The 21,344-nt window shown below is 71.9% G+C and carries 15 protein-coding genes and 3 pseudogenes; 16 read left to right on the forward strand and 2 right to left on the reverse strand.

Annotated elements, in window-relative coordinates:
• A partial coding sequence (locus SSQG_RS21255) for a hypothetical protein (protein WP_003991890.1) occupies window positions 1–804 on the forward strand: 804 nt, incomplete at its 5' end.
• A gap of 377 nt (window positions 805–1,181) precedes the next feature.
• Here the strand turns inward: SSQG_RS21255 and SSQG_RS21260 are convergent.
• Complete coding sequence (locus SSQG_RS21260) at window positions 1,182–2,015, reverse strand: HAD family hydrolase (protein WP_003991891.1); 834 nt, start codon at window positions 2,013–2,015, stop codon at window positions 1,182–1,184.
• A 583-nt stretch (window positions 2,016–2,598) separates the two neighbouring features.
• On the opposite strand from SSQG_RS21260, the pseudogene ssd reads away from it, so the two are divergent.
• The 7 genes and pseudogenes from ssd to SSQG_RS21295 all read left to right on the forward strand — a co-directional run bounded on the left by ssd (window position 2,599) and on the right by SSQG_RS21295 (window position 7,691).
• A pseudogene (gene ssd, locus SSQG_RS21265) lies at window positions 2,599–3,706 on the forward strand (septum site-determining protein Ssd).
• The gene (locus tag SSQG_RS21270) at window positions 3,703–5,004 is read left to right on the forward strand and encodes a TadA family conjugal transfer-associated ATPase (protein ID WP_003991893.1); all 1,302 of its coding nucleotides are present in this window, start codon (window positions 3,703–3,705) and stop codon (window positions 5,002–5,004) included. The pseudogene ssd and the gene SSQG_RS21270 overlap by 4 nt, the downstream one beginning before the upstream one ends.
• On the forward strand, window positions 4,988–5,860 hold the full coding sequence (locus tag SSQG_RS21275; protein ID WP_039933293.1) for a type II secretion system F family protein: 873 nt from the start codon (window positions 4,988–4,990) through the stop codon (window positions 5,858–5,860). Before SSQG_RS21270 ends, SSQG_RS21275 begins: the two co-directional genes overlap by 17 nt.
• Window positions 5,857–6,645 carry a type II secretion system F family protein gene (locus SSQG_RS21280; protein ID WP_003991895.1) on the forward strand — a complete coding sequence of 263 codons (789 nt, stop codon included), beginning with the start codon at window positions 5,857–5,859 and terminating at the stop codon, window positions 6,643–6,645. The genes SSQG_RS21275 and SSQG_RS21280 overlap by 4 nt, the downstream gene beginning before the upstream one ends.
• Window positions 6,646–6,716: 71 nt before the next feature.
• A complete protein-coding gene (locus SSQG_RS39425) occupies window positions 6,717–6,926 on the forward strand; it encodes a DUF4244 domain-containing protein (RefSeq protein WP_003991896.1) in 210 nt (69 codons plus the stop codon).
• The gene (locus SSQG_RS21290) at window positions 6,913–7,278 is read left to right on the forward strand and encodes a TadE family type IV pilus minor pilin (protein WP_039933297.1); all 366 of its coding nucleotides are present in this window, start codon (window positions 6,913–6,915) and stop codon (window positions 7,276–7,278) included. The genes SSQG_RS39425 and SSQG_RS21290 overlap by 14 nt, the downstream gene beginning before the upstream one ends.
• Window positions 7,275–7,691 carry an Rv3654c family TadE-like protein gene (locus SSQG_RS21295; protein ID WP_003991898.1) on the forward strand — a complete coding sequence of 139 codons (417 nt, stop codon included), beginning with the start codon at window positions 7,275–7,277 and terminating at the stop codon, window positions 7,689–7,691. The genes SSQG_RS21290 and SSQG_RS21295 overlap by 4 nt, the downstream gene beginning before the upstream one ends.
• On the opposite strand, the pseudogene SSQG_RS21300 reads toward SSQG_RS21295, so the two are convergent.
• A pseudogene (locus SSQG_RS21300) lies at window positions 7,633–10,243 on the reverse strand (DEAD/DEAH box helicase). The gene SSQG_RS21295 and the pseudogene SSQG_RS21300 sit on opposite strands and share 59 nt — an antisense overlap.
• A 79-nt stretch (window positions 10,244–10,322) precedes the next feature.
• On the opposite strand from SSQG_RS21300, the gene bldG reads away from it, so the two are divergent.
• The 8 genes and pseudogenes from bldG to SSQG_RS42850 all read left to right on the forward strand — a co-directional run.
• Window positions 10,323–10,664, forward strand: coding sequence for an anti-sigma factor antagonist BldG (bldG, locus tag SSQG_RS21305; protein WP_003991900.1), 342 nt, complete (start codon window positions 10,323–10,325; stop codon window positions 10,662–10,664).
• A 134-nt stretch (window positions 10,665–10,798) separates the two neighbouring features.
• Window positions 10,799–11,236: an ATP-binding protein gene (locus SSQG_RS21310; protein ID WP_003991901.1), complete on the forward strand. Its 438-nt coding sequence runs from the start codon at window positions 10,799–10,801 to the stop codon at window positions 11,234–11,236.
• Between the two features lie 273 nt (window positions 11,237–11,509).
• Window positions 11,510–13,915 (forward strand): sodium-translocating pyrophosphatase, encoded by a 2,406-nt coding sequence (locus SSQG_RS21315; RefSeq protein WP_003991902.1) that lies wholly within the window; start codon window positions 11,510–11,512, stop codon window positions 13,913–13,915.
• A gap of 194 nt (window positions 13,916–14,109) precedes the next feature.
• Window positions 14,110–14,694 carry a hypothetical protein gene (locus SSQG_RS21320; RefSeq protein WP_003991903.1) on the forward strand — a complete coding sequence of 195 codons (585 nt, stop codon included), beginning with the start codon at window positions 14,110–14,112 and terminating at the stop codon, window positions 14,692–14,694.
• A gap of 102 nt (window positions 14,695–14,796) precedes the next feature.
• The gene (locus tag SSQG_RS21325; RefSeq protein ID WP_003991904.1) at window positions 14,797–16,335 is read left to right on the forward strand and encodes a DUF7059 domain-containing protein; all 1,539 of its coding nucleotides are present in this window, start codon (window positions 14,797–14,799) and stop codon (window positions 16,333–16,335) included.
• Window positions 16,336–16,558: 223 nt separating this feature from the next.
• A complete protein-coding gene (locus SSQG_RS21330; RefSeq protein WP_039933302.1) occupies window positions 16,559–16,756 on the forward strand; it encodes a hypothetical protein in 198 nt (65 codons plus the stop codon).
• Window positions 16,757–17,002: 246 nt separating this feature from the next.
• Window positions 17,003–19,831, forward strand: a complete 2,829-nt coding sequence (topA, locus tag SSQG_RS21335) for a type I DNA topoisomerase (protein ID WP_039933303.1) — start codon at window positions 17,003–17,005, stop codon at window positions 19,829–19,831.
• Between the two features lie 156 nt (window positions 19,832–19,987).
• Window positions 19,988–21,344: pseudogene (locus tag SSQG_RS42850) on the forward strand (dTMP kinase); the annotation flags it as partial.

Below are 21,344 nucleotides of genomic sequence, written 5' to 3' on the forward strand. Positions count from 1 at the left end.
GCCGATCCTCTCGCGGCCCTGGGGGCGCTGCCCGGTGTGGCCGAGTCCGTGGAGTCCGTACGCAAGGCCGTGGACCGGGTCTACGGGCACCGGATCATGCGGCGGCGCAGCAACGAGATCACCTCCGAGGCGGCCCTGCGCGGCGCCCGCGGCTCGGCGGCGCTGTCCGGCGCGGACTGGGCCCTGGAGGAGGTGCGCCGGCGTACGGACTTCAGCGGGGACGACGAGGCACGCGTCGTGGGGGCCGCCCTGCGGCTCACCGCGGAGGCGGGTCAGCTGCTGTCGATCTGGCGGCAGTCGCCCTTGAGGGTGCTGGCCCGGCTGCACCTGGTGGCGGCGGCCGACAAGGCGGACCAGGTGGGGCGGCCGCGGCAGGAGGGCGAGCCGGTCGACGAGCCGTTCGTCGGGCTGCCGTTGCCGAGTGCCGCCGAGGCGCACGGCCGGCTCGAGGGGCTGGGCGGGCTGGTCATCGCCGGGAGTTCCGCACCGGCCCTGGTGACGGCCGCCGTGGTGCACGGCGAGCTGCTCGCGCTGCGTCCCTTCACGTCCCACAACGGCCTGGTGGCGCGCACGGCCGAACGCATCGTCCTGGTCGGCAGCGGCCTGGATCCGAAGTCCGTCTGCCCGGCCGAGGTCGGTTACGCCGAGCTGGGCCGCGACTCCTACCTGGAGGCCCTGGGCGGGTACGTCTCCGGCACGCCCGAGGGCATGGCCGCCTGGATCGCCCACTGCGGCAGGGCGGTCGAACTGGGGGCGCGCGAGTCGACGGCGGTGTGCGAGGCGCTGCAGCGCGGAGCGGCGTGACGTCACCGGTCCGGGTGTGGCGCATCCGCGCCTGAAGCCCGTGAACGGCCCCGTGAACAGAAATGCGGCGGTACGAGAACTCGTACCGCCGCTGGCATGAGCATCGGGTTACCAAGCGTCCTCGATATATGCCCATCAGGTCGGGAACTTTGCCCGTCACCTGGTGCGGCTGGCCCGTAATCGACGGGTCGACGTCGCGTGGGTGCCCGGTGTTCATGCGCGGTCCGTGGGGCCAAATGCGTATTAAAGGTGATCCTCTCGGATGTCCTTGGTCTCGCGGGCCGTTGAGTCCTTTGTACTCCTGCGGTGCAGTAAGCGGAAGTCCGCGCTGCACTTCTTTACTTTTGGGTTCAAATAGGACTTCGGACGGTTGCGGTTCAAGCGGCCGTGGTCCGGCGCCGGTTGGCGTACCAGACGAGGCCGGCGGTGGCCGCCGCCGCACCTATCGCGGCGACCGCGACGAGTGCCGGACGCGGTGGTACGGAGAACGAGGGCATGCGCTGCTTGAGTCGGACCGGCCGGTGGAAGTCCAGAATCGGCCACCCGCGCGTGAGTGCCTCGCGGCGCAGCGCGCGGTCCGGGTTCACGGCGTGGGGGTGGCCGACGGTCTCCAGCATGGGCACGTCGGTCGCCGAGTCGCTGTAGGCGTAGCAGCGGCTGAGGTCGTACCCCTCGGAGGCGGCCAGTTCCCTGATGGCCTCGGCCTTGGTCGGGCCGTACGCGTAGTACTCCACCTCGCCGGTGAAGCAGCCGTCGTCGCCCACGACCATGCGGGTCGCCACCACGCGGTCCGCGCCGAGCAGCTCGCCGATCGGCTCCACCACCTCGGCGCCCGACGTGGACACGATCACCACGTCGCGGCCGGCGGTGTGGTGCTCCTCGATCAGGGAGGCGGCCTCGTCGTAGATGATCGGGTCGATCAGGTCGTGCAGTGTCTCGGCGACGATCTCCTTGACCTGCTGCACGTTCCAGCCGCGGCAGAGCGCGGACAGATACGAGCGCATGCGCTCCATCTGGTCGTGGTCGGCGCCGCCGGCGAGGAAGACGAACTGGGCATATGCGGTTCGCAAGACAGCCCTGCGGTTGATCAGACCGCCTTGGTAGAACGACTTGCTGAACGTGAGCGTGCTCGACTTCGCAATGACCGTCTTGTCCAGGTCAAAGAAGGCCGCTGTGCGGGGCAAGGAGTGGTTTTCCACGCCCCTGAGCATAGGGGCAGCCCATTCGGCGTAAGGTGGGGCGCGTGGGTTTGCCTGAGAGGGCTCTCGGGTACACCATGGAAGTCACGGATCGTTCGCGACCGTGCTAACCCGGCCCGACTCCTCCCCCCCCGAGTCGGCCGTGGGGACGACCCCCGCTCTCCCCCCCGGCGGGGGTCGTCGCATGTCCGGATGGGTTTTCTTCCCCTCGAGTGGCCTAAGCACTGTTCGGGTGCGTCTCCGCTGAGTGCGTTTGTCATGGCCATGATTGTTGACTGTGTGTAGCTGTCGGGCTGCTCTACGGCAGTCGCACTGAGGGGCTGCGGGGGTCACCGGTATGGGTGAAGGCGATATTCACAACCACCGAGACGTCCACAGTTATCCACCAAGATCCACACGATTTCCGGGATCGCTGCACCGTGATTCCAGCGCACCCCGCTCGCGGCGAGTTCATGGCCGGTTCCGATAGCCGGGGGCGTTCGGCCGGTTTCCGCCGGCCGTTCATAGGGAGGCCGTCTTGTCGGCTCTTCCCAGGTTTGGGATCGCGGGGCCGCAGGGGCCGTGCGAGTCATGCAGCGAAGGGGGATGGACGACCGTGGCCGGAACCGTCACACACGATCCACCGCCGGCCGCCGGAGGGCGGCAGGGCGGACCGCTGATCGTCACCGAGGACAGCGAACTCCTCGACGACCTGCTGCGCCTGTGCGCGGCGGCGGGCGCGACACCCGAGGTGCACCACGGGGTGCCGGAGCGCAGAGGCAGCTGGGAGGCCGCGCCCCTGGTCCTCGTGGGCGACGACGCGGCGCGGCGCGTACGCGGGGCCGCGCGCAGAAGGGGAGTCGTCCTCGTCGGCAAGGACCAGGACGACTCCGGGGTGTGGCGGCGGGCCGTCGAGATCGGCGCCGAGCACGTGCTGATGCTGCCCGACGGCGAGCAAGTGACTTGTCGACGCATCGCGGACATGGCCGAGGAGTCCGGCCGCCCGGCACCTCACCGTGGGCGTCATCGCAGCCGAGGCGGGCCCGGAAGCGTCACGCTCGGCGTTGCGCGCTCGCCGTCACCTCCGCGCGGGAAGGGACTGCGCACCCTCCTCGTGGACGCCGATCCGCTGGGTGGCGGGCTCGACGTACTCCTCGGAGGGGAAACGGCCGACGGACTGCGCTGGCCGCGTTCGCGTCCTCCCGTGGGCGGGTCGGCGGCGGGGCCCTGGAAGGAGTCGCTGCCCCGAGCTGCACTCGCTGCGGGTGCTCAGCTGGGACCGGGGCGACCGGATCGCCGTGCCGCCGCAGGCGGTGCGCGCGGTGCTCGCGGCGGCCAGACGCCGGGGCGGCACGGTCGTGGTCGACCTGCCGCGCCGCATCGACGACGGCGTCGCCGAGGTTCTCACCCAGCTGGACATCGGTGTGCTCGTGGTGCCGGCCGAACTGCGGGCGGTCGCGGCCGCCGGGCGGGTGGCGTCCGCCGTCGGCATGGTGCTGCGCGATCTGCGGGTGGCGGTCCGCGGGCCCTATCCGCCGGGGCTCGACGAACGCGAGGTGGCACGGCTGCTGGGACTTCCCCTGGTCGGCGAAGTGCCCGTCGAGCCGGGGTTGTTGCGCCCGGACGAGGACACGGCGCCTCCCGGTGCCGTCCCGCGCGGTCCGCTGGCCCGGTTCTGCAAGGAGTTCTGGGAGCGTTCCCTCGTCGAGGCGGGTGCCGCGTGAGCGCGGCGACGGGCGTGGCGGCCGGACTCGAGGGTGCCGGGCTGCTCGACGGGGTGCGGCGGTGGCTGGCCGAGAGCGGCGCCGAGCCGACACCCGCACGGGTGGCGCAGGCGCTGCGGGAGCAGGGCCGGGTGCTCGGGGACGCGGAAGTCCTGGGAGCCGCCGCACAGTTGCGGTCCGAGCTGGTCGGCAGCGGACCGCTGGAGCCGCTGCTGGCCGACCCGTCGGTGACGGACGTGCTGGTGTCGGCCCCGGACCGGGTCTGGGTGGACCGGGGCGGAGGGCTGGAACTGACGTCGGTGCGCTTCACCGACGCGGCGGCCGTACGACGGCTCGCCCAGCGCCTCGCGGCGGTGGCCGGACGCCGTCTGGACGACGCCCGCCCCTGGGCCGACGCCCGGCTGCCCGACGGGACGCGGCTGCACGCCGTGCTGCCGCCGGTGGCCGTGGACTGCGCCTGCCTCTCGCTGCGGGTCGTACGGCCACGTGCCTTCACGCTCGGCGAGCTGGTCGCGGCGGGCACGGTGCCGCCGGGCGGGGACCGGGTGCTGCGCGCGCTGCTCGACGCCCGGCTGTCCTTCCTCGTCAGCGGGGGCACGGGCACCGGCAAGACGACGCTGCTGAGCGCCCTGCTGGGGCTGGTCGGACCGGATGAACGGATCGTCCTCGCCGAGGACTCGGCGGAACTGCGGCCCGACCATCCGCACGTCGTGCGGCTGGAGACCAGACCCGCCAACCAGGAGGGAGCGGGCCTCGTCACCCTTGAGGACCTGGTGCGCCAGGCGCTGCGGATGCGGCCCGACCGGCTGGTCGTGGGAGAGGTGCGCGGACCCGAAGTGGTGCATCTGCTGGCCGCGTTGAACACCGGCCACGAGGGCGGCTGCGGAACCGTGCACGCCAATGCCGCCGCCGACGTGCCGGCCCGGCTGGAGGCGCTCGGCACGGCCGCCGGGCTCGACCGGGCCGCGCTGCACAGCCAGGTGGCGGCCGCCCTCTCCGTGGTGCTGCACCTCGTACGCGACCGGGCCGGGCGGCGGCGGATCGCCGAGGTGCACGTGCTGGAGCGGGACCCGACGGGGCTGGTGCGGACGGTGCCGGCGCTGCGGTGGGGCGCGGAGGCCTTCGCGCGGGAGCGGGGGTGGGAGCGGCTGCGGGGGCTGCTTCGCGACGACGCGAGCCGGAGCGGGGCGCAGGAGACCGGCCGTGCGCCGGTGGCGGGAGCGAGTGATCACGGGGGTCGAGAGGGCCGCGTGGCGAAGTGGACCGAGAGGGGGCCGAGTGATGGCGGGGGTGGCTGAGATGTCGATGGGTGCGGCCGTGGCGTGTATGGGGGCGGCGGCCTGGCTGCTGGGGGAGCGGAACTCGGTGGCGCGGCGGGCGCGGCTGCTGCTCGCGGGCGGCGGGGCCGTCGGGAGCGGGCCGCCAGGGTGGTGGCGGATGCCCGGTGGGCTGCGGCGTGTTCGGGGGCGGCTGCGGGCCGAGTGGTGGGCTCCGGTGGCCGGGCTGGTGCTGGCCGTGCTCGGGGCGTCGGTGCTGCCGGCCGTCCTGGGGGTGGCCGGGGTGCCGCTGGTGCGGCGGGCCCGGCTGGCCGGCCGGGCCCGCCGGGACCGTGAGCGCCGGGCCGATGCGGTGATCGCGCTGTGCGGGGTGCTCGCCGGGGAGGTGCGGGCCGGACGCCAGCCGGGTGAGGCACTGCTGCGGGCCGCGCGGGACTGCGGCGGACTCGCGGACGCACAGGCGACGGTGCTGGCGGCGGCGCGGTTCGGCGGCGATGTGCCGGGCGCGCTCGCGACCGCGGCACGGCAACCGGGCGCGGAGGGGCTGCGGGGACTCGCGGCCTGCTGGCGGGTGGCCGTGGACCAGGGCGCGGGTCTCGCGGCCGGACTCGACCGGCTCACCGCCGCCCTGCGCGCGGAAAGGGACCAGCGCTCCGACCTGAGCGCCCAGTTGGCGGGCGCCCGCACCACGGCCGTGATGCTGGCCGGGCTCCCGGCCCTGGGGCTCCTCATCGGCACGGCCCTCGGCGCCGATCCTCTCCATGTCCTGCTGCACACCACGGCGGGCCTGGGCTGCCTGATGGCCGGCGGCGCGCTGGAGGGCCTCGGCCTGTGGTGGGTGCTGCGGATCGTGCGGGGCGCGGAGGCGGCGGCATGAGCGCGGAAGTTATCCACAGGCTGGGGGTGACCGTGGGGATGCTGCTGAGCCTCGCGTGGTCGGTGCGGAGGCTGGTGGCGGTGCGGCGCCGCCGGAGGCTGCGGCGCAGGCTGGCCGGGCTGTCGGCCCGGGAAGCGGCCGCGCCCGTCCCGCGCCTCGCGTTACGGGGCGCGGCGCGGAGATGGCTCCCTCCCGTCGGCGTGGCGTGCGCCGGGTGGGCGCTGGTCGGCGGGCTCGCCGGTATCGCGGTGGGACTGGCCGGTGCGGTGGGGATGTGGCGGTGGCGACTGCGGCAGGAGGCGGCCGGTACGGACGCGCGAGCTCCCGCTCTCGCCGAGGCGGCGCGGCAACTGCCCCTGGCCGCCGACCTGCTGGCGGCCTGCATCGCCGCGGGCGCCGGCCCGGTGATCGCGGCGCGGGCGGTGGGTGAGGCCCTGGGCGGCCCAGTGGGCGAGGCGCTGGTCCATGGTGCGGCGGAGGTGCGGCTGGGCGGTGAACCGGGTTCTGCCTGGCGGAGCTTGGCCGCCGTCCCGGGCGCCGACGGCCTGGCCCGGCTGCTCGAACGGGCCGGAGTGTCCGGACTGCCCGCCGCCACGCCGGTCGCACGGCTCGCCGCCGAGGCCCGCGCCGACCGGTGCCGCGCCGCGATGGCCAGGGCACGCCGAGCGGGCGTCATGGTCAGCGCACCGGTCGGGCTGTGCTTCCTGCCGGCGTTCATCGCGGTCGGCGTGCTGCCCGTGGTGATCGGACTCGCGGGCGGCGTACTCGGAGGGGGTGGTGGCTGAGGCGGACACGGACCGGCGAGACAAGTCAGCGACAGACAGCAGAAGTTCGAACTCTTCCTACGGGGGTCGAGATGTATCAGGTGGTACGGGCACGGCTGTGTGCCCTGGTGTGCGGAATGCGTGCGGCACGGAGGGACGCGGGGATGGTCACCTCCGAGTACGCGGTGGGCATCGTCGCGGCGGTGGCGTTCGCGGTGGTGCTCTACAAGGTCGTCACGAGTGGTGCCGTCGGCGCGGAGCTGCAGGGCATCGTGCAGGAAGCCCTCAATGCGCGGATGTGAGCGGGGCGCGGACCGGGGGTTCGTCACGGCGGAGTCGGCGGTCGTGCTGCCCGTCCTGGTGATGTTCGCGATGGCGCTGGTCTGGGGGCTGCTGGTCGTGGCCGCCCAGATCCAGTGCGTGGACGCGGCACGGACGGGCGCCCGCGCGGCGGCCCGTCAGGACCCGCCCGGCGCGGTGGTACGGCTGACCCGCGAGGCGGCACCGCCCGGTGCGAAGGTCACCGTCAGCCGGGGCGCGGAACACGTCCGGGTGGTCGTCGTGGCCGAGCCGCCGGTGCTGCACGGGCTGCCGTTCACCGTGCGGGAGGAGGCGGTGGCGTCGGTGGAGGAGGCAGTGGGGGTGGGCGCGTGAGACGGCGGGCGGAGGTGTGGGGCCGGGACATACGACGCCGAGTCCGGCCAGGCGTCGCCGCCGACCAGGGGTCGGCCACCGTCTGGAGCGTCGGGGCGATCGCCGTGCTGTGCGTGGTGTTCGGCGTCGTCCTCGCGCTCGGGCAGGCCGTCGTGGTCCGGCATCGGGCGGCGGGCGGTGCGGATCTCGCGGCGCTCGCGGCGGCGGACCACTGGGCCGAGGGCGGTCCGGCGGCCTGCGCCCGGGCCGGCCGGGTGGCCACGGCACAGGGCGTGCGGCTGGTGCGGTGCGAGGTCGCCGGTGAGATCTCGGACGTGACGGCGGCCTCGGGCCGGGGGCCGTTCACGGCGGAGGTCAGGGCACGGGCGGGGCCTCCGACGGACCGGCCGGGTCTCCCGCCGCCTGCACCGTAGCCTCGTCGGCCTCGTCGGCCTCGTCGGCCTCGTCGGCCTCGTCGGCCTCGTCGGCCTCGTCGGCCTCGTCGGCCTCGTCGGCCTCGTCGGCTGACTCCTTCTCCTCCGGAGCCCCTTCCAGCAGCACCGTGAGCAGCCGCACCGCCCCCCTCTTGTGCAGCGGGTCGTTGCCGTTGCCGCACTTGGGGGACTGGATGCAGGAGGGGCAGCCGGCGTCGCACTCGCAGGAGGCGATGGCCTCGCGAGTGGCGGCCAGCCAGGTGCGGGCGGTGTGGAAGGCGCGCTCCGCGAAGCCCGCGCCGCCCGGATGGCCGTCGTAGACGAAGACCGTGGGCAGGAGCGTGTCGGGGTGGAGCGGGATCGACACGCCGCCGATGTCCCAGCGGTCGCAGGTCGCGAAGAGGGGCAGCAGGCCGATCGACGCGTGCTCGGCGGCGTGCAGGGCGCCGCCGAGGATCTCCGGATTGATCCGGGCCCGGTCCAACTGGTCCTCGGTGACGGTCCACCACACCGCCCGGGTGCGCAGCGTACGAGGAGGGAGGTCGAGCTTCGTCTCACCCAGCACTTCACCGGTGATGAGCCGCCGGCGCAGGAAGGAGACCACCTGGTTGGTGACCTCGACGGACCCGTAGCACAGGCGTCCGTCCCCCCACGGGATCTCGACGTCCGTCTCCAGGACGGAGATCGACGTCGTGTCGCGGGCGACCGTCGAGTAGGGCGGGGCGGCCTCCTCGACGAGGGCGACGGAGTCCTCCAGGTCCAGGGACCGCACCAGGTACGTGCGGCCCTGGTGGAGGTGGACCGCCCCTTCGTGCACCGTCGAGTGGGAGGCGCCCGCGTCGACCGTGCCGAGCAGCCGGCCGGTGCCGGTCTCCACGACCTGGATGGGACGTCCGCCCGCGCCGCGGATGTCGGCGAGGTCGGCGGCGCGCTCGCGGCGGGTCCAGTGCCACGCCCTGGTGCGGCGGCGCAGCAGCTTCGCGGCCTCCAGCTGGGGCAGCAGGGGCTCACTGGCCGGGCCGAACAGGTCGAGGTCCTCGTCCGTCAGGGGCAGCTCCGCCGCGGCCGCGCACAGGTGGGGGGCCAGCACGTAGGGGTTGTCGGGGTCGAGGACGGTCGACTCGACGGGCTGGTCGAAGAGGGCTTCGGGGTGGTGGACGAGGAAGGTGTCCAGCGGGTCGTCGCGGGCGACCAGGACGGCGAGGGCGCCCTGCCCCGACCGTCCGGCGCGGCCCGCCTGCTGCCACAGGGAGGCGCGTGTGCCCGGGTAGCCGGCGATGACGACCGCGTCGAGGCCGGAGATGTCGATGCCGAGTTCGAGGGCGTTCGTCGCGGCGAGGCCCAGCAGTTCACCCGAATGGAGGGCGCGTTCGAGTGCGCGGCGCTCCTCCGGGAGATATCCGCCCCGGTACGCCGCGACACGCCGGGCCAGCGACCGGTCGACCTCGGACAGGCGCTCCTGGGAGATGACGGAGATCAGCTCGGCGCCGCGCCGGGACCGTACGAAGGCGACCGAACGCACGCCCTGCACCGTGAGGTCGGTCAGCAGGTCGGCGGCCTCGGCGGTGGCCGTACGGCGGACGGGCGCGCCCTTCTCACCGTGCAGCTCGGTCAGCGGCGGCTCCCAGAGGGCGAACACCAGTTCACCGCGAGGGGAGGCGTCGTCGGCGACCTCCACCACCGGCAGGCCGGTGAGGCGGCCGGCGGCGACCGCGGGTTCGGCGGCGGTCGCGGAGGCCAGCAGGAACACGGGCGAGGAACCGTAGCGGGCGCACAGGCGGCGCAGCCGGCGCAGCACCTGGGCGACGTGCGAGCCGAAGACGCCGCGGTAGGTGTGGCACTCGTCGATGACGACGTACCGCAGTGACTTCAGGAAGGAGGACCCAGCGGGGATGGGACGGCAGGATGCCGCGGTGCAGCATGTCCGGGTTGGTCAGGACGTAGTTGGCGTACTGGCGGATCCACTCGCGTTCCTCGAACGCGGTGTCGCCGTCGTACACGGCGGCGCGCACCGAATGGCCCAACGGATGTGAAAATTCCTTCACCGAGCGGCACTGATCCGCCGCAAGGGCCTTGGTCGGGGCCAGGTAGAGGGCGGTCGCGCCTCGCCCGTTGGGGGCCTCGGCGCCGTCCAGAAGGGTGGACAGGACCGGCACCAGGTAGGCGAGGGACTTGCCGGAGGCGGTGCCGGTGGCCACGACGACCGATTCGCCGTCCAGGGCGTGTTCGGCCGCGCGTGCCTGGTGGGCCCAGGGATCTTGGATGCCCGCGGCCTGCACGGCGGCCACCACCTCGGCGCGGATCCGGTCCGGCCAGACGGCATGCCGACCCTCGCGCGGGGGCAAGTGCTCCGTATGAGTAATGCGCGAAGCCCTGCTCGGGCCGGATGCGAGCCGGTCCAGGACCGTGCCCGGCGCGGGCCGGGAGACGGGGTCCGCCGGGCGTCGATCGGATCGGTGATTCTTGGCCATCGGCACCGAGTGTGTCACTGGAGTGACGGACAATGGAGCCAAGGCGTCGTGCACGCCTGCCGGTAAGTGATTGAATGCCATCGCGGCTGGCGAAGCGTCCAAGGGCTGAAGCCGAGATGCCCCAAGGGCGACCGCTCGATAGCAAGGTGCTGGAGGATCCGTGGACCTGTCCCTGTCGACCGAAACCATGGGCGATCGCACGATCGTCAGGGTCGGTGGCGAAATCGACGTATATACCGCGCCCAAGCTGCGCGAGCAGTTGGTCGAGCTGGTGAACGACGGCAGTTTCCACCTTGTCGTCGACATGGAGGGCGTGGACTTCCTCGACTCCACCGGACTCGGCGTACTGGTCGGCGGCCTGAAGCGCGTGCGAGCCCATGAGGGCTCCCTGCGCCTGGTCTGCAACCAGGAGCGCATTCTGAAGATCTTCCGCATCACCGGCCTCACCAAGGTGTTCCCGATTCACACCTCGGTCGAGGAAGCGGTGGCGGCGACCGACTGACCACCGGACCCGGGCCCCGTGCCCGGGTCGGCCGATGTGCGGCAAGAGTTCGGCAGAAGTCAAGACCGAGGGGGCCCGGGCTTTCGGCGGCCCGGAGCCCCTCGACAGCACGCCCGTAGTTGCGAGGGGGATGCATGGCCACCGTTGAGCTCCGCTTCAGCGCGCTGCCCGAGCACGTCAGGACCGCCCGGCTGGTGGCGGCAGCGGTGGCGCGCAGGGCCGGAGTGGACGAGGCCGTCCTCGACGAGGTCAGGCTCGCCGTCGGCGAGGCCTGCACCCGGGCCGTCGGACTGCACCAGACCGGCGGGATCTCGGCACCGGTGAAGGTGCTGCTGATCGAGGAGGAGAAGCAGTTCTCCATCGAGGTCGGCGACGAGGCACCGCACGCGGTCCCGGGAGCGCGCGCCGACGGCGCCGGGCCCGGCGACCCCGACAGCGACGCCGAAGAGGACGAGATGGGCCTCGCGGTCATCAGCGGACTCGTCGACGACGTCGAGGTCAGCGCGGGAGAACACGGCGGTTCGATCAAGATGACCTGGCCGACCACACCGCCGCCGACCATCCTGGTCTGACCGGCCACCACCCACAGCGTTTCCGACGAAGGGCCCCACCCGTGGGGCCCTTCGTCGTGTGCGGTTGTCGGTGGCCACCTTTACAGTGGGTGCTGTGCTGTTCATCGCGTGAATTCGTTCACGATCATTCGCATGCTCCACAGCCGCTTGAGAATGCTTTCAGGGCATTACCTCAGAAGGCTAATTCCGTTTATCGCGCTCTGTTTTGATCAGGTTCCGGTACCTAGAATCCCGTCCACATCTTGAGCTCAGCCCAAGCGTCAAGGAGGACGAATGGCGGGGCTTTCCCTCTCACAACAGTCGGGCCATCCCACAGACCTCGCAGCCGCCGTACTGACCGATGGCAACCGGGTACTCGTCGCGGTCATCGCCGTCGTCGCCCTGGCGGCGCTCGTGGTCGCGGGCGTCCTGGTACGCCAGGTACTCGCGGCCGGCGAGGGCACCGACAGCATGAAGAAGATCGCGGCGGCGGTCCAGGAAGGCGCGAACGCCTATCTGGCACGTCAGCTGCGCACGCTCGGCGTATTCGCCGTGGTCGTCTTCTTCCTGCTCCTGCTGCTTCCCGCGGACGACTGGAATCAGCGGGCCGGACGTTCGGTGTTCTTCCTGATCGGAGCGGCGTTCTCGGCGGCCACCGGCTATATCGGCATGTGGCTCGCCGTACGCAGCAATGTGCGTGTCGCCGCGGCGGCGCGTGAAGCCACCCCGGCAGCAGGCGAGCCGGAAAAGGACCTGACCACCGTCTCGCACAAAGCGATGAAGATCGCATTTCGCACGGGCGGTGTGGTCGGCATGTTCACCGTGGGCCTCGGCCTGCTGGGCGCCTCCTGCGTGGTGCTGGTGTACGCGGCCGACGCGCCGAAGGTGCTCGAGGGCTTCGGCCTCGGTGCCGCGCTGATCGCGATGTTCATGCGTGTCGGCGGCGGCATCTTCACCAAGGCCGCCGACGTCGGCGCCGACCTGGTCGGCAAGGTCGAACAGGGCATTCCGGAGGACGATCCGCGCAATGCCGCGACCATCGCCGACAATGTGGGCGACAACGTCGGCGACTGCGCGGGCATGGCGGCCGACCTCTTCGAGTCGTACGCCGTGACCCTGGTCGCCGCGCTGATCCTGGGCTCGGCGGCCTTCGGCGACGCGGGGCTCGGCTTCCCGCTGCTCGTGCCGGCGATCGGCGTGATCACGGCGATGATCGGCATCTTCGCCGTGGCGCCCAGGCGCACCGACCGCAGCGGTATGAGCGCCATCAACCGCGGGTTCTTCATCTCCGCGGTGATCTCGCTCGTGCTGGTGGCGGTGGCCGTCTTCGTCTACCTGCCGGGGAAGTACTCCGAGCTCGACGGTGTCACCGACGCCGCGATCCAGGGCAAGGACGGCGACCCGCGGATCCTCGCGCTCGTCGCGGTGGCCATCGGCATCGTGCTCGCCGCACTGATCCAGCAACTGACCGGCTACTTCACCGAGACCACCCGACGGCCGGTCAGAGACATCGGCAAGACCTCGCTGACCGGTCCGGCCACCGTCGTCCTCGCCGGTATCTCCGTCGGTCTGGAATCCGCCGTCTACACCGCCCTGTTGATCGGCCTCGGCGTGTACGGGGCGTTCCTGCTCGGCGGTACGTCGATCATGCTGGCGCTGTTCGCGGTGGCACTGGCCGGCACCGGCCTGCTCACCACGGTCGGGGTGATCGTCGCGATGGACACTTTCGGGCCGGTCTCCGACAACGCGCAGGGCATCGCGGAGATGTCCGGCGACGTCGAGGGCGCGGGCGCGCAGGTGCTCACGAACCTGGACGCGGTCGGCAACACCACCAAGGCGATCACCAAGGGCATCGCGATCGCCACGGCCGTGCTCGCGGCGGCGGCGCTGTTCGGCTCGTACCGTGACGCGATCATCACCGGGGCGCGTGACGTGGGCGAGCGGCTCAGCGGCGAAGGCGCCCCGATGACACTGATGATGGACATCTCCCAGCCCAACAACCTCGTGGGTCTCATCGCGGGCGCGGCGGTCGTCTTCCTCTTCTCAGGGCTGGCGATCAACGCCGTGTCGAGGTCGGCGGGTTCCGTGGTCTTCGAGGTCCGCAGGCAGTTCCGGGAGAAGCCCGGAATCATGGACTACAGCGAGAAACCGGAGTACGGCAAGGTCGTCGACATCTGCACCAAGGACGCGTTGCGAGAGCTCGCCACGCCCGGTCTGCTGGCCGTGATGGCGCCCATCTTCATCGGGTTCACGCTCGGTGTCGGCGCGCTCGGCGCGTATCTGGCGGGCGCGATCGGCACGGGCACGCTGATGGCGGTGTTCCTCGCCAACTCCGGCGGAGCCTGGGACAACGCCAAGAAACTCGTTGAGGACGGCCACCACGGCGGCAAGGGCGGCGAGGCTCATGCGGCGACCGTGATCGGCGACACGGTCGGTGATCCCTTCAAGGACACCGCCGGTCCCGCGATCAACCCGCTGCTGAAGGTCATGAACCTGGTGTCGCTGCTCATCGCGCCCGCGGTGATCAAGTTCTCCTACGGAGCGGACAAGAGCATCGGGGTGCGGATCATGGTCGCGGCCCTCGCGTTCGTCGTGATCGCCGGCGCGGTGTACGTGTCAAAGCGGCGCGGAATCGCGATGGGTGACGAAGACAACGCCGAGTCGGAGCCCAAGTCGGCCGACCCGGCGGTGGTTTCGTAGGGAGGTCCTCCGAGCCCCAGCTCAAGGTGCGGGCGGGCGGCGCGCGTTGGCGTGTCGCCCGCCCGCTCTGTGCCGTCACGCGATCACACCGTGAGCCTTCTCTCTCTTGGTGCAAAAGGTTACGAAAAGGTCTTAATGGATGCCCGGCGTGGGGCTGCCGTGCCTCTGGCGTGTATGTTCCGGGGCCGAGAGCCATGGAAGGGACCAAACCGGTGAACAAGAAGCTCGCGGCCGCACTGTCCGGCGGTGCGGTACTGGTACTGGCGCTGTCGGGGTGTGGCGGCGACGACAACGAGAAGCTGGACTCCTGGGCCAAGGAGGTCTGCGACGCGGTGCAGCCGCAGGCCAAGAAGATCGAGTCGGCCAATGCCTCGATCCAGAAGGAGACCTCGGACAACAGCAAGCCGGCGGACGTCCAGAAGACCGACGCCAAGGCCTTTCAGGACATGTCCGACGCCTACAAGGCGATCGGGGCCGCGGTGACCAAGGCCGGGCCGCCGGACGTCGAGAACGGCGAGAAGAAGCAGCAGGACGCGGTCAAGGAGCTCAACTCGATCTCCGCCGCCTACGCCTCCCTGAAGAAGCAGGTCGACGACCTCGACACCAAGGACCAGGGCAAGTTCGCCGACGGTCTCAAGGACATCGCCACCGAGCTCGACAAGCTCGGCAAGAGCGGGAACGACGCGCTCCGGACCCTGGAGGAGGGCGAAGTCGGCCAGGCGATGTCCCGCCAGTCCAGCTGCAAGGCGGCGACGGCTCCGGCCTCGACGCAGGGCTGAGCGCGAGCGGCGGCCGGGCCGACCCCCCTCCGCCGGGCCCGGCGGCGGGGGCGCGCACGATCCCCGGCACGGGCACGTGCGATACCCGCGCCGGCGGACACAATGGGGGGCGTGAGTAACGCCAGCCAGTCACCCCTGTCCCCGCTGCCCTCCTCCGACCGCCCCGAGGTCGCCGCCCGGCTGCGGGACGCCCTGCTCGGGGCCTCCTTCACCGCCGACGGACTGCTCGAACTGCTCGGCGCCCCCGCGTACGCGGCACTGGCCCGGAGCGAGACCGTGCCCGCGCTCCGGGCGACCCGCGGGGACACTCCGCTGGAGCTCCTCGTCCGGCTGTTCCTCCTCCAGCAACCCGTGCCGCACGCGCGCGTGGCGGACGTCCTGCCCGTCGACGCCTGCCTGGAGAGCGGCTGGCTGACACGTGGCGGCGGGGACGAGCTCGCCGCCACGGTGGACATCCGGCCGTACGGCGGGCCCGGCGGCGAGGACTGGTTCATCGTGTCGGACCTGGGCTGCGCGGTCGGCGGCGCCGGCGGGATCGGCCGACGGGACGAGGGAGTCGTCCTGGGGGTCGGCGGCGCCTCGACGACACTCGCCGGCATCACCGTCCGCAGGCCCGTCGCCGCCGCGCTCGACCTCGGCACCGGCTCCGGCGTCCAGGCGCTGCACGCCGCCCGGCACGCCACGCGCGTGACGGCCACCGACCTCAACCCGCGCGCGCTGCACATCACCGCCCTCACACTGGCGCTGTCCGGTTCCCCGGCCGCCGATCTGCGCGAGGGCTCCCTCTTCGATCCGGTCCGGGACGACGAGACGTACGACCTGATCGTCTCCAACCCGCCGTTCGTGATCTCGCCCGGCGCCCGCCTCACCTACCGCGACGGGGGCATGGGCGGGGACGATCTGTGCCGCACGCTCGTATCTGAGGCGGGGGAGCGGCTGAACGAGGGCGGGTTCGCGCAGTTCCTCGCCAACTGGCAGCACGTAGAAGGGGAGGACTGGCAGGAGCGGCTCCGGTCATGGGTGCCGCGCGGCTGCGACGCGTGGATCGTGCAGCGCGAGGTGCAGGACATCAACCAGTACGCCGAGCTGTGGCTGCGGGACGCGGGCGACCACCGCGAGGACGCGGCGGAATATCAGGCGCGGTACGACGCATGGCTCGACGAGTTCGAGGCGCGCAAGGTGAAGGCCGTCGGCTTCGGCTGGATCACCCTGCGCAAGGCCGGCGCCGCCGTGCCCTCCGTCACGGTGGAGGAGTGGCCGCATCCGGTGGAGCAGCCGCTCGGCGACACCATCCGGGCCCACTTCGACCGGCTCGACTACCTGCGCGAGCACGACGACGCCGCCCTGCTCGCAGGGCGCTTCCGGCTCGCCGCCGAGGTCGTGCAGGAGCAGGTCGGGCTGCCCGGCGCGGAGGACCCCGAGCATGTCGTACTGCGCCAGAACCGCGGCATGCGCCGGGCCACCCGGGTGGACACCGTCGGCGCGGGCTTCGCGGGCGTGTGCGACGGCACCATGAGCGCCGGCGTGATCCTGGACGCCATCGCCCAGCTGGTCGGCGAGGACCCGGTCCTGCTGCGCGACCGCACACCGGCGCAGATCCGGCTGCTGGTCGAGCAGGGGTTCCTGGAGGCGGCTCGCTGAGAGGCTCGTCAGGGACACGACACGGGCGTCTCCGAGGCGGTCCGCCAACAAATTCGAGTCGATTTGAACACCTCGCCCGAAACGGGCCGTGAGGGGCCGGACGTCCCCGATACACGGTCGTGTCGCCCCGGCGTTCACCTCCGGTTCGCCTGCCCGCCGCCCACGCGTGGCAGCCTCCCGAAGCCGGGGAGACGTACACAGAGGAAAAGGGGCACGGCGGGTCATGGAGAGCGAACCGGCGATCTTCGCGGGAACGGTGTTCTCCCTGTTCGGAGGCGCGCTGCTGGTGTGGACCGTGGCGCGTGTGCGCCGGCACCGGCCGGTCGCCCTGGGGGTGGGGCCCGTCGCGTCGGCGACCCTCGCGAGCGTCGCCGGGGTGCTCGCCCTGGCGGCCGGAACGTGGTGCTTCACGCGCCTGTGAAGTCCGCTTCGGCGACGCCTCCGCGGGTAACCGGGGGATAGCGCTCCGCACAGGACCGGGGCCTGCTCCCGGCAGTCCGGGCGGCAGGAATGGTGGTAGTCGGGTTACCGTTCGAGTGGCCGTTGCGGGCTTTTCCCGTTTGACACGGGGGCGGGCTGTACCGTCACACTCCGCAGCGTCACCACGACCCAGCCCCGGGACGAACCCCTGGGGAGGCCCCAGCGTCGACCGGAGAGAAGAGCGAAGTTGTCCCCGACCAGCGAGACCGCGAAGGGCGGCCGCCGACTCGTCATCGTCGAGTCGCCTGCCAAGGCGAAGACGATCAAGGGCTATCTCGGCCCCGGATACACCGTCGAGGCGAGCGTCGGGCACATCCGCGACCTTCCCAACGGCGCCGCCGAGGTGCCGGAGAAGTACACCGGCGAGGTGCGCCGCCTCGGTGTGGACGTCGAACACGACTTCCAGCCGATCTATGTGGTGAACGCCGACAAGAAGGCCCAGGTCAAGAAGCTCAAGGATCTGCTCAAGGAATCCGACGAGCTCTTCCTCGCCACCGATGAGGACCGCGAGGGCGAGGCCATCGCGTGGCACCTCCAGGAGGTGCTCAAGCCCAAGGTCCCGGTCAAGCGGATGGTCTTCCACGAGATCACCAAGGCCGCGATCCAGGCCGCCGTGGCCAACCCGCGCCAGCTCAACCAGAAGCTCGTCGACGCCCAGGAGACCCGCCGCATCCTCGACCGCCTCTACGGCTACGAGGTCTCGCCGGTCCTGTGGAAGAAGGTCATGCCGCGGCTGTCCGCGGGCCGTGTCCAGTCGGTCGCCACCCGGCTCGTGGTGGAGCGGGAACGCGAGCGCATCGCCTTTCGTTCGGCTGAGTACTGGGACCTGACGGGCACCTTCGCGACCGGCCGCGCCGGAGACTCGTCGGACCCGTCGTCGCTGGTCGCGCGCCTGCAGTCCGTCGACGGCAGGCGGGTCGCGCAGGGCCGCGACTTCGACTCCCTGGGACAACTGAAGAGCGCGAACACCCTCCACCTCGACGAGGCGAACGCCCGCGCCCTGGCCGCCGCCCTGGAGCAGACGCGGTTCGCCGTCCGCTCCGTCGAGTCCAAGCCCTACCGCCGCTCGCCGTACGCCCCGTTCCGTACGACGACGCTGCAGCAGGAGGCCAGCCGCAAGCTCGGCTTCGGCGCGAAGGCCACGATGCAGATCGCGCAGAAGCTGTACGAGAACGGCTACATCACGTACATGCGTACGGACTCCACGACCCTGAGCGACACGGCGGTCGCCGCCGCCCGCGCCCAGGTCACCCAGCTGTACGGCGCCGACTACCTGCCGCCGCAGCCGAGGACGTACGCCGGGAAGGTCAAGAACGCGCAGGAGGCCCACGAGGCGATCCGACCCTCGGGTGATCGTTTCCGCACTCCCGCCGAGACCGGACTGACCGGCGACCAGTTCAAGCTCTACGAGCTGATCTGGAAGCGGACCGTCGCCTCCCAGATGAAGGACGCGACCGGCAACAGCGTCACGGTGAAGATCGGCGGCACGGCGGCCGACGGCCGGGACGTCGAGTTCAGCGCGTCCGGCAAGACGATCACCTTCCACGGCTTCCTGAAGGCCTACGTCGAAGGCGCCGACGACCCGAACGCCGAGCTCGACGACCGCGAGCGCCGGCTGCCGCAGGTCTCCGAGGGCGACGCCCTGAGCGCCGAGGAGATCACGGTCGACGGGCACGCCACCAAGCCCCCGGCCCGCTACACCGAGGCCTCCCTGGTCAAGGAGCTGGAAGAGCGCGAGATCGGCCGCCCGTCGACGTACGCGTCGATCATCGGCACGATCCTCGACCGCGGCTATGTGTTCAAGAAGGGCACGGCACTCGTCCCGTCCTTCCTGTCCTTCGCCGTGGTCAACCTCCTGGAGAAGCACTTCGGGCGGCTCGTCGACTACAGCTTCACCGCCAGCATGGAGGACGACCTCGACCGCATCGCCCGCGGTGAGGCGCAGGCCGTGCCGTGGCTGAAGCGGTTCTACTTCGGTGAGGGCATCGGCGAGGGTGGTGCCGCCGACGCCGGCAACGGCGACGGGGACCATCTCGGCGGCCTCAAGGAGCTGGTGACCGACCTGGGCGCGATCGACGCGCGCGAGGTGTCGTCGTTCCCCGTGGGCAACGACATCGTGCTGCGGGTCGGCCGCTACGGGCCGTACATCGAGCGCGGCGAGAAGGACACCGAGCAGCACCAGCGCGCCGACATCCCGGACGACCTGGCGCCGGACGAGCTCTCCGTCGACCTCGCGGAGGAACTGCTCGCCAAGCCGAGCGGCGACTTCGAGCTGGGCACGGACCCCGTCAGCGGCCACACCATCGTCGCCAAGGACGGCCGCTACGGCCCGTACGTGACGGAGGTCCTCCCCGAGGGCACGCCAAAGACGGGCAAGAACGCGGTCAAGCCGCGCACGGCGTCCCTCTTCAAGACGATGTCGCTGGACACGGTGACCCTCGACGACGCCCTGAAGCTGATGTCGCTGCCGCGGGTCGTCGGCGTCGACGCCGAGGGCCAGGAGATCACCGCGCAGAACGGCCGCTACGGCCCGTACCTGAAGAAGGGCACGGACTCGCGCTCCCTCCAGGACGAGGAGCAGCTCTTCACGATCACGCTGGAGGAGGCGCTGGCGATCTACGCCCAGCCCAAGCAGCGTGGCCGGGCCGCCGCCAAGCCGCCGCTGAAGGAGCTGGGCACCGACCCGGTGAGCGAGAAGCCGGTCGTCGTCAAGGACGGCCGCTTCGGGCCGTACGTCACCGACGGCGAGACCAACGCGACCCTGCGCTCCGGCGACAGCGTCGAGACGATCACGCCGGAGCGCGGCTTCGAGCTGCTCGCCGAGAAGCGGGCGAAGGGGCCGGCGAAGAAGACCGCGAAGAAGGCGGCCAAGAAGGCACCGGCGAAGAAGACGACGGCCAAGAAGACCGCGGCGAAGAAGACCACGGCCGCGAAGAAGACGACCGCGAAGAAGACCACGACGGCGAAGAAGACGGCCGCCAAGACGGCGACGGCCTCGAAGTCGGCGGAGGACTGAGGTCCCTTCAGCACCTGTTCGAGAGCCGGGCCGCCAAGGCCCGGGTCTTCGCCCAGGGTTCGGAAAGCGAACGCCCCGGCAACACTTCGGTGTCGGGGCGTGCGCATGTCAGACCGGGCACCCCGGTGTGTCGGTGGCTGCCGATAGGCTGAATGCATGACGCGAGCCGAGCACCCTACGGGCCCTCAGCCGGCCCCCGACGACGCCCTGGTCGCGGACTCCCGCGAGCGCGCCGTCCGCGCCCTGCTACGCCGTCCGCAGTTGAAGCGGTTGTGGAGCGCACAGCTCGTGGGCGGCGTGGGCGACACCCTGTCCCTACTCGTACTGGTCCTCCTCGCTCTCCAGGCGGCCGTCGCCGAGGGCTCCTTCGGGGGCGGCTACCGGGGCGTGGCGTTCGCAGTGGCGACCGTTTTCGGAGTGCGCATCCTGGCGACGCTCCTCTTCGGCGCCGTACTTCTCGGCCCGCTCACGGCGCTCACCTCGCAGGACGGCCCGCTCGACCGCCGCTGGACCATGGTCGGCGCGGACGGACTGCGCGCGGCGCTGCTGATCGTCGCGCCGCTGTGGATCGACTGGACGCCCGAGGACGCACTGGCCGTCCTCCTGGTCACGGCCTTCGTCACCGGCGTCGCCGAGCGGTTCTGGACGGTCTGCCGCGAGAGCGCGGCCCCCGCCCTGCTGCCCGCTCCGCCGCCGGAAGGCGCGACGGTCCGGCCGCTGCCGGACCACCTGGACGCCCTGCGCCGCCTGTCGCTGCGCACGGGCTTCGTCGCGATCCCGCTCGCGGCCGCCGTCCTCGTCATCGCCTCCCTGTTCAACAACCTGCTGGGCGCCGGCATCGACTGGTTCGGCCAGCACCAGGCGGCCCTCGCCTCGTACGTCGCGGCGGGGCTGTTCGCCGCGTCCCTGTCCGTGCTGACCTTCCTGGAGCTGCCCGGCACGCGCACCCCGCGCGCCCGCTCGCCGCTCGAGGGGCTGCGCCGCCCGAAGACCACCACCGGCGCCGAGAAGGGCCGCACCGGCGCGATGCCGCTGCTGGTGCTGGCGTGCGCGGCGGTCGCCGCGGCGGTGTCCGCCGCCGTCGCCGTGGCCGTGCTGCACGCCAAGGACCTGGGCGGCGGCCCGGTGCTGTACGGGCTGTTCGTGGGGGCGCTGACCGGCGGTGTCGTCGTCGGCATCCGTACGGCGCCCGCCCTGCTCCCTGCCTTCTCACGCCGTCGGCTGCTCGCGCTGGCGATCGCCTTCACCGGTGTCGCGCTGCTGGCCGGCGGGCTCGTCCCGGACGTCACGACCGTGCTGCTGATCCTCGCGCTGGCCGGCGTCGGCGCGGGCACAGCCGCCAACATCGGGCACACCCTGCTCGACCAGGAGACCGAGGAGTACCGGCGGTCCCGTACGACCGAGCACCTGCACGCCGGTCGTCCGGGTCAGCGTGGCGCTCGGCGCGGTGATCGCTCCGCTGGTCGCGGCGGGGATCGGGCCGCACCGGCTGGAGAGCGGCAAGTTCGTCTTC

The organism is Streptomyces viridochromogenes DSM 40736, assembly GCF_000158955.1.
In the GTDB taxonomy this organism is placed as follows: domain Bacteria; phylum Actinomycetota; class Actinomycetes; order Streptomycetales; family Streptomycetaceae; genus Streptomyces; species Streptomyces venetus.

Coding starts and splice junctions, on each gene's coding strand:
- SSQG_RS21260 (WP_003991891.1), bottom strand. CDS start 2,015: ATGCTCAGGGGCGTGGAAAACCACTCCTTGCCCCGCACAGCGGCCTTC.
- SSQG_RS39425 (WP_003991896.1), top strand. CDS start 6,717: ATGTATCAGGTGGTACGGGCACGGCTGTGTGCCCTGGTGTGCGGAATG.
- SSQG_RS21330 (WP_039933302.1), top strand. CDS start 16,559: ATGGAGAGCGAACCGGCGATCTTCGCGGGAACGGTGTTCTCCCTGTTC.
- SSQG_RS21320 (WP_003991903.1), top strand. CDS start 14,110: ATGGAAGGGACCAAACCGGTGAACAAGAAGCTCGCGGCCGCACTGTCC.
- SSQG_RS21325 (WP_003991904.1), top strand. CDS start 14,797: ATGGGGGGCGTGAGTAACGCCAGCCAGTCACCCCTGTCCCCGCTGCCC.
- SSQG_RS21275 (WP_039933293.1), top strand. CDS start 4,988: ATGGCGGGGGTGGCTGAGATGTCGATGGGTGCGGCCGTGGCGTGTATG.
- SSQG_RS21310 (WP_003991901.1), top strand. CDS start 10,799: ATGGCCACCGTTGAGCTCCGCTTCAGCGCGCTGCCCGAGCACGTCAGG.
- SSQG_RS21315 (WP_003991902.1), top strand. CDS start 11,510: ATGGCGGGGCTTTCCCTCTCACAACAGTCGGGCCATCCCACAGACCTC.
- SSQG_RS21290 (WP_039933297.1), top strand. CDS start 6,913: ATGCGCGGATGTGAGCGGGGCGCGGACCGGGGGTTCGTCACGGCGGAG.
- SSQG_RS21280 (WP_003991895.1), top strand. CDS start 5,857: ATGAGCGCGGAAGTTATCCACAGGCTGGGGGTGACCGTGGGGATGCTG.